This is a genomic window from Pseudomonas fildesensis, assembly GCF_001050345.1.
Taxonomy (GTDB): Bacteria; Pseudomonadota; Gammaproteobacteria; order Pseudomonadales; family Pseudomonadaceae; genus Aquipseudomonas; species Aquipseudomonas fildesensis.
The window spans coordinates 571,643-579,470 of record NZ_LFMW01000012.1 but is presented as its reverse complement, the minus strand read 5'-3'; the positions used below and the strand labels follow the sequence as shown (position 1 = coordinate 579,470).

The following is a 7,828-nucleotide window of genomic DNA, read 5'->3' as shown; positions in this document are numbered from 1 at the left end:
CCGTGTGGAAAGACCCCGAAGGCCTGACCGACGACGAACGCCGCATCGTCATGCGCAACCTCGGCTTCTTCTCCACTGCCGATTCGTTGGTCGCCAACAACCTGGTCCTGGCCGTGTACCGCCTGATCACCAACCCGGAGTGCCGCCAGTACATCCTGCGCCAGGCCTTCGAAGAAGCGATCCACACCCACGCCTACCAGTACTGCATCGAATCGCTGGCCATGGATGAAGGCGAGATCTTCAACATGTACCACGAGATTCCATCGGTCGCTAAGAAAGCGGCGTGGGGCCTCAAGTACACCCGCTCCATCTCCGATCCAAAGTTCGAAACCGGCACCGTCGACACCGACAAAGAGCTGCTGCGCAACTTGGTCGCCTACTACTGCGTCCTGGAAGGCATCTTCTTCTACTGCGGCTTCACCCAGATCCTCTCCATGGGCCGTCGCAACAAAATGACCGGCGTGGCCGAGCAGTTCCAGTACATCCTGCGCGATGAATCGATGCACTTGAATTTCGGTATCGATGTGATCAACCAGATCAAAATCGAAAACCCACATCTGTGGGATGCCGAGATGAAGGAAGAAGCGACCCAGATGATTCTGCAAGGGACTCAGCTGGAGATTGAATACGCGCGCGACACCATGCCACGCGGTGTATTGGGCATGAACGCGGCGATGATGGAGGATTACCTCAAGTTCATCGCTAACCGTCGCTTGTCGCAGATCGGTTTGAAAGAAGAATACCCAGGCACCACCAATCCGTTCCCTTGGATGAGCGAGATCATGGACTTGAAGAAAGAGAAGAATTTCTTTGAGACCCGTGTGATCGAGTACCAGACGGGCGGCGCGCTGAGCTGGGATTGATATAAAACGGCCCCTTCGGGGGCCGCGTTGTTTTACCTGTCGATGTCTTTTTATGCCCAGTCAAACCATCAAGACACCCTGCGTCGGCCTGTGCTCCACCGTGTATGGCGACCTGGTCTGCCGTGGCTGCAAGCGCTACCACCACGAAGTCATTCAGTGGAACGGCTATAACGCCGAAGAAAAACAAGCGGTGTGGCTGCGCCTTGAACAGTTGCTGGTGCAGGTGATGGCCAGCAAGCTGGAAGTGTTCGATCCGCAGCGCCTGCGCCAGCAGTTGGAAGACCGCAAGATCCGCTTTATGCCGCACCAGTCGCCGTATTGCTGGGCGTACCAGTTGATTGCCCGCGGTGCGCGGGTGATTTCGAAGCTGGATGCATATGGGCTGGCGTTACTGCCGGAGTTTCGTGAGCGCAGCCTGGCGGATTTACGCGATGCGATTGACCGGGAGTTTTTTCTGCTTTCCGAGGCACATTACGAACGCTACATCGCGCCGGGATTTATCCGCGAGGCGTTTGGACCGGCCCTGATCGCCACGTTCTAAACCTCACCACAACACCACACTGTAGGAGGGAGCAAGCCCCCTCCCACATTTGGATATATGCCGGTCAGGCATTCCAGGAAGCGGCGCGCTCCGGCTGCACGCCATACCGCTCAATCGCCTGCTGGCACACCTGCGGTTCCAGACTCCCCTGCTCCACCAACGCCGTCAGCGCAGCCAACACAATGTGATGGCGGTCCACTTCAAAGAAATCCCGCAGCGCAGCCCGTGTATCACTTCGCCCGAAACCATCGGTGCCGAGCACGGTGTAGCGGGAATCCAGGTAGGAAGCGATCATCTGCGGCACTGCCCGCACATAGTCAGACACGGCGATCACCGGTGCGCCCTTAGGCAGGCAACCGGTCAAGTGACTGGTCCGTGCAACTTCCTGCGGATGCAACCGATTCCACCGTTCCACCTCCCGCGCATCCCGTGCCAGTTCGCTGAAGCTGGTGACGCTGAACACCTCGCTCGCCACCTGCCAGTCGTCGGCCAGCAATTTCACCGCCGCCTGTGCCTCACGCACCAGGGTGCCTGAACCGAGCAAGCGCACCTTCGCGTCGGGCGCTCCGCCCAGGCGATACATACCCTTGATGATCGACGCTTCCACCCCCTCGGGCAGTGTCGGCTGCGGGTAGTTTTCGTTCATCAGGGTTACGTAGTAGAACTCGTCCACATCGTGCTCCAGCATCTGGCGCATGCCGTGGTCGAGGATCACCGCAAATTCGCCAGCAAATGCCGGGTCGTAGGCGCGGCAGTTGGGCACCGTGGCGGCGGCGAGATGGCTACTGCCATCCTGATGCTGCAACCCTTCGCCGCCCAGGGTGGTGCGGCCGGCGGTGGCACCCAGCAGGAAACCACGGGCGCGCTGGTCGGCAGCCGCCCAGATCAAGTCGCCTACGCGCTGGAAGCCGAACATCGAGTAATAGATGTAGAACGGCAACATGCGCAGGCCATGCACCGAGTAGCTGGTGGCCGCAGCGACCCAGGAACTGATGGCGCTGGCCTCGCTGATGCCTTCTTCGAGGATTTGCCCGTCGGTGGCTTCGCGGTAGCTGAGGATCGAGCCGATGTCTTCCGGCTCGTAGCGCTGGCCGACGCTGGAATAGATGCCGATCTGCTTGAACAGGTTGGCCATGCCGAAGGTGCGCGCCTCGTCAGCGACGATAGGGACGATGCGCGGCCCGAGGGATTTGTCCTTGAGCAAGTTGGTGAGCATGCGCACGAAGGCCATGGTGGTGGACATCTCCTTGCCCTCGGCTGCCGTGGCGAAAGCGGCGTAACCGGCAATAGGCGGCACGTTGACCGATGCTGCAAGCTGGCTGCGGCTGGGCACGTAACCGCCCAGGGCGTGGCGACGTTGATGCAGGTAGCGCAGTTCGACGCTGTCATCGGCCGGTTTGAAAAAACTCAGGGACTCGGTCTGTTCATCCGACAGCGGCAACTGGAAGCGATTGCGGAAGGCGATCAGCGCGTCGCGATCGAGCTTCTTCTGCTGGTGGGTGGTCATCTTGCCCTGCCCCGCTTCGCCCATGCCGAAGCCTTTTTTGGTCTGGGCCAGGATCACCGTGGGCTTGCCCTTGACCCGGCGCGCGGCGTGGTAGGCCGCGTGGATCTTGACCATGTCGTGGCCCCCGCGTTTGAGGCGGTCGATCTGTTCGTCGCTTATGCCCTCGACCAACTTGGCCAGCGACTTGCTCTGGCCGAAGAAATGTTCGCGGTTATACGCGCCGTCCTTGGCGGCAAAGGTCTGGAATTGCCCGTCCACGGTGTGTGACAGCGTCTCGACCAACGCGCCGTCGGCGTCCTTGGCCAGCAAGGCGTCCCAGTCCGAGCCCCATACCAGCTTGATCACGTTCCAGCCGGCACCGCCGAACAATGCCTCCAGTTCGTCAATGATTCGACCGTTGCCGCGCACCGGGCCGTCGAGGCGTTGCAGGTTGCAGTTGACCACCCAGGTCAGGTTGTCCAGGCCTTCGCGAGCGGCCAGGGTCAGGGCCGACATGCTTTCCGGCTCGTCCATTTCGCCGTCGCCGAACACTCCCCAGACGTGGCGGTCGGTGGTGTCCTGCAAGCCGCGATGCTGCAGATAGCGCATGAAGCGCGCCTGGAAAATCGAGCTGATGGGGCCGATGCCCATGGAACCGGTGGGGAACTGCCAGAAGTCCGGCATCAACCAGGGATGGGGATAACTGGACAGCCCGCGTGCACCCGCTTTAGCCCCGCCGATTTCCTGGCGATAATGGGCCAGGTCGCTTTCGTTCAGACGGCCTTCAAGGAAGGCGCGCGCGTAGATACCCGGCGCGGAATGGGGTTGGTAGAACACCAGATCGCCGCCAAAGCTCTCGTGGCGGGCGCGGAAAAAATGGTTGAAGCCGACTTCGAACAAATCCGCCGCACTCGCGTAGCTGGCGATATGGCCACCGAGTTCGCCATAGGCCTGGTTCGCGCGTACCACCATGGCCAGGGCATTCCAGCGCACCAGCGAGGCCAGACGCTCTTCGGTAGCGAGGTCGCCGGGAAACGCCGGCTGCTGCTCGACGCTGATACTGTTGATATAGGGCGTGCCGTGGCGCGGCTTCCAGTCGATGTGCGGGGCGCTGCCTTCGCGGGCCAACAGGTCGAGAATCTGGCGTGCGCGCTCGGGGCCGGCATTGGCCACCAACGAGGCCAGGGCATCGCGCCACTCGTTCAGCTCTTCCTGATCCATTGCTGTGTGATTCACTGCACTCGCGAAACCGTTCATGGGCACCTCCGGGCTTTTTTTCAGTTTATGTCGGTGACTGAGGATTTTTTGCCTCTTGTGAGGCGCGCCACAGCGTATTTTGAGCATGAATCGCTGCCAATCAGACGATTCCCAGCACGTTGTGCTCCAGCACCCCGAAACGTGGCAATTGTGTTTAAAATGCCGCCCGCTCAACGACTGACGTTTAACGATGACCCCAGACGTACTCGCCACCCTGCACGCCCACCTGCTCACCGCCCTGGCCAGCCCGCCCGCTGAAACCCGGCGCCTGTTCCACGGCCGTGGCCGCTGCTGGCCGGGCCTGGAGCAACTGACCGTGGACTGGCTGCAGGGCGTGGTACTGGTCTCGCTGTTCAAGGAACCGGATGCGGCGCAACTGCAAGCCTTGAAACAGCTACTGCAGGCGCAGTTGGGGGCGTATACCGTCGCGCTGCAACACCGCTATCTGCCGCAAAGCACCACCGAATGGCTGGTCGGTGAGGCCGTCGACGAGCTGACCATTACCGAAGGCGGCCTGCGTTACCTGATCGACCTGGGTAAAAAACAGAACAGCGGGCTATTTCTGGACATGCGCTACGGACGCAACTGGGTGCGCGAACAGGCCAAAGACCTGCGCGTACTCAACCTGTTTGCCTACACCTGCGGTTTTTCTGTGGCCGCCATTGAAGGCGGCGCCGAGCACGTGGTGAACCTGGACATGGCCCGCGGCGCACTGAGCCGTGGCCGCGACAACCATCGCCTGAATGGCCACGACCTGGGCAAAGTGACCTTCCTCGGTCACGACCTGTTCAAATCCTGGGCCAAGGTCAGCAGTTATGGCCCCTATGACTTGGTGATTATCGATCCGCCGTCTTTCCAGAAAGGCAGTTTCCTGCTGACCAAGGACTACCAGCGCGTACTGCGCCGCCTGCCGGATTTGCTCACCGCACAGGGCAGCGTGCTGGCGTGCATGAATGATCCGGCCTTTGGCGAAGACTTCCTGATCGACGGCGTTACCCGCGAAGCTCCGGGCCTGCGCTTCGTGGAACGCCTGGAAAACCCGCCGGAATTTCCGGATATCGACGCACAAAGTGGCCTTAAAGCACTGGTGTTCCGCCAAGGCTGATGCCGAAACGGCCTACGCTTGCTACGCTAATCAATACACCGGGGTGGTGAACCTTATCCCCCCCTTCCCGGTCGATACCTGCATCCCCTGGCCAGACTCGACGGCGTAACGCCGTCGGCTGCCCCGTTCCACCCTTTGGAGAACAGCCCGTGATATCGACCCTGCATGTAGCCAGATTAAAAGCCTGGGGCGCCCACGGCTTTACCGCCACCGGTGTGGTATTGGCCTTCCTGGCCACCCTGGCACTGCTGGAAAACTCACCCAAGGCCTGCCTGCTATGGCTGGGCCTGGCGCTGGTGGTCGATGGTGTCGATGGCTCATTGGCGCGACGGGTGAATGTCAGCACGGTATTGCCAAGCTTTGACGGTTCGGTGCTGGACTTGGTGATTGATTACCTCACCTATGTGTTTATTCCGGCGCTGTTTATCTATCGCTATATCGACCTGCCCGAGTTCACCCACCTGTTTACGGTGTCGGTGATCCTGGTGTCGTCGCTGTTTTGCTTCTGCAACGTCAACATGAAGAGCAAGGACAACTACTTTGTCGGCTTCCCGGCGGCCTGGAACGTGGTTGCCCTGTGCGTCTATATCATCCAGCCGGCGGCGTGGGTGACATTGTTGACGGTGATCGGGCTGGCGCTGCTGACCGTGACGCCGATGAAATTTCTGCATCCGTTTCGGGTGAAGCGGTTTATGCCGATCAATATTGCGGTGACCACGATCTGGTTGTTGTGCAGCTTTTTGATGGTGGTGGATTATCCGAATACCAACCCGTGGACGTTTGGGTTGTGGTCGGTGATGTCGGCCTACTTCCTCGGGATTTGTGTTTGGCGGACGGCGCTGGAGTGGATCGAAACCCACCGGTAATCAAGCGGGTACGGTCTCAAATGTGGGAGGGGCTTGCTCCCACATTTGGATCTCCATACTTCAAACAGGTAAGATACCGGCCTTTGGCGCTGTCCCTTCTGCGCCCTGCCAATAATAAGCCCCGCCCATGCCCTTCGAACTCAGCGTAGACCTCACTACCCTCGCCATCCTGGCCGTCGTAGCCTTCATCGCCGGTTTCATCGACGCCATCGCCGGCGGCGGCGGGCTCCTGACCACCCCCGCCCTGCTCACCGCGGGTATGCCGCCGCACATGGTGCTGGGTACCAACAAACTCAGCTCCACGTTTGGTTCCGCCACCGCCAGTTTCACCTTCTACCGCCGCAAACTGTTCCACCCGCGCCAATGGGTGCACGCCATCGTCGGCACCCTGATCGGTGCCCTCGCCGGTGCCGTCGTCGCCCATTACCTGCCCGCCGAAACCCTGAACAAGATGCTCCCGGTGATCGTCTTCGGTTGCGGCCTGTACCTGTTGTTTGGCGGCACGCCCAAGGCACCGCTGGATGCCGACGCGCCGATCAAGAAGAAATGGCAAAGCACCCAAGGCTTCGGCCTGGGCTTCTACGACGGCGTAGCCGGGCCTGGGACCGGTGCGTTCTGGACCGTCAGCACGATGCTGCTGCACCCCATCGACCTGGTAAAAGCCAGCGGCGTGGCGCGCAGCATGAACTTCGTCAGCAACGCGGCGGCGCTGTCGGTGTTTATCTTTAACGGTTCGGTGGACTGGATCGTCGGCCTGGCCATGGGCTTTTCGGTGATGGGTGGCGCGTTCTTCGGCGCACGCAGCGCGATCAGCGGCGGCGCCAAATTCATTCGTCCGGTGTTTATCACCGTGGTCCTCGGCCTGACGGTGCGCCTAGCCTGGCAGCACTGGTTCAGCGTGGCCTAAACGGCGGGCCAGGTAGAGGTCGATCAGGTAACGCGCAATCGAACGCGACGCCGGCAACGGCGGCAGGTCGTGGATGTTGAACCATTGTGCGTCTTCGATCTCGTCGGCCTGGGGCACGATATCGCCGCCGGCGTACTCGGCATGGAAGCCCAGCATCATCGAGTGTGGGAACGGCCAGCACTGGCTGCCCATGTACTGGATGTTCTTGACCTCCACCTGCACTTCCTCGCGCACTTCGCGGATCAGGCAGTCTTCGGCCGATTCGCCCGGCTCGGCAAACCCCGCCAACGTGCTGTATACGCCCGTGACAAAGCGTGGCGAACGCGCCAGCAGAATCTCGTCGCCACGGGTCACCAGCACAATCATGCTCGGCGAAATGCGTGGGTAGCTGCGCAAGTCACAGGCCTGGCAGAACATCGCCCGCTCCCGTGGCACTTGGACCATGGCCTGGCCGCAACTGCCGCAAAACCGGTGTTCCCGCGCCCAGGTGCCGATCTGCGCGGCGTAGCCCAGCACTTTGTACAGTGTGTGATCACCTTGCAGCATGAAGCCGCGCAGGCCCTGCCAACTGCAGCCGGGCACGTCGCTGGCCGAATTCAGTTCCAGCAGGTACACCGGTTCGCCGTCGAGGTGGCCAATGCCGTGTTCGGCAAATACCGACAGGTCCTGGCGCTTGAGCCATTCCCGAGGGAACAGCGGGCCGTTGGTGTCGTGCAAAAAGCCCTCGCGGCTGCGGGCAACGGCCCAGCCGCCTTGGGCGTCGTTGTCCAGCAGCGTTGTGGTAATCCAGCCTGGGGTCATGT

At 61.0% G+C, this 7,828-nt stretch carries 7 protein-coding genes; 5 read left to right on the top strand and 2 right to left on the bottom strand.

Features of this window, described 5'->3' with window-relative positions; genetic code table 11:
• Together ACR52_RS19610 and ACR52_RS19605 are read left to right on the top strand one after the other, a co-directional pair.
• Positions 1-863 (top strand): ribonucleotide-diphosphate reductase subunit beta (locus ACR52_RS19610; RefSeq protein ID WP_048726667.1); only part of this gene is annotated, 863 nt, incomplete at its 5' end.
• A gap of 52 nt (positions 864-915) precedes the next feature.
• Positions 916-1,404, top strand: coding sequence for a DUF1289 domain-containing protein (locus ACR52_RS19605; RefSeq protein WP_048728157.1), 489 nt, complete (start codon positions 916-918; stop codon positions 1,402-1,404).
• A 64-nt stretch (positions 1,405-1,468) separates the two neighbouring features.
• On the opposite strand, the gene mdeB is transcribed toward ACR52_RS19605, so the two are convergent.
• Positions 1,469-4,147, bottom strand: a complete 2,679-nt coding sequence (gene mdeB / locus ACR52_RS19600) for an alpha-ketoglutarate dehydrogenase (protein WP_048728154.1) — start codon at positions 4,145-4,147, stop codon at positions 1,469-1,471.
• A gap of 190 nt (positions 4,148-4,337) precedes the next feature.
• Here mdeB and ACR52_RS19595 point away from each other — a divergent pair, with 190 nt between their 5' ends.
• The 3 genes from ACR52_RS19595 (at position 4,338) to ACR52_RS19585 (ending at position 7,025) form a co-directional block, all read left to right on the top strand.
• Positions 4,338-5,252: a class I SAM-dependent methyltransferase gene (locus ACR52_RS19595; RefSeq protein ID WP_048728151.1), complete on the top strand. Its 915-nt coding sequence runs from the start codon at positions 4,338-4,340 to the stop codon at positions 5,250-5,252.
• Positions 5,253-5,401: 149 nt separating this feature from the next.
• The gene (gene pcsA, locus ACR52_RS19590; protein ID WP_048728148.1) at positions 5,402-6,118 is read left to right on the top strand and encodes a phosphatidylcholine synthase; all 717 of its coding nucleotides are present in this window, start codon (positions 5,402-5,404) and stop codon (positions 6,116-6,118) included.
• Between the two features lie 127 nt (positions 6,119-6,245).
• On the top strand, positions 6,246-7,025 hold the full coding sequence (locus ACR52_RS19585; protein ID WP_048728146.1) for a TSUP family transporter: 780 nt from the start codon (positions 6,246-6,248) through the stop codon (positions 7,023-7,025).
• On the opposite strand, the gene nudC is transcribed toward ACR52_RS19585, so the two are convergent.
• A complete protein-coding gene (gene nudC / locus ACR52_RS19580) occupies positions 6,993-7,826 on the bottom strand; it encodes an NAD(+) diphosphatase (RefSeq protein WP_048728143.1) in 834 nt (277 codons plus the stop codon). The genes ACR52_RS19585 and nudC overlap by 33 nt on opposite strands.
• Between the last annotated feature and the right edge of the window lie 2 nt (positions 7,827-7,828).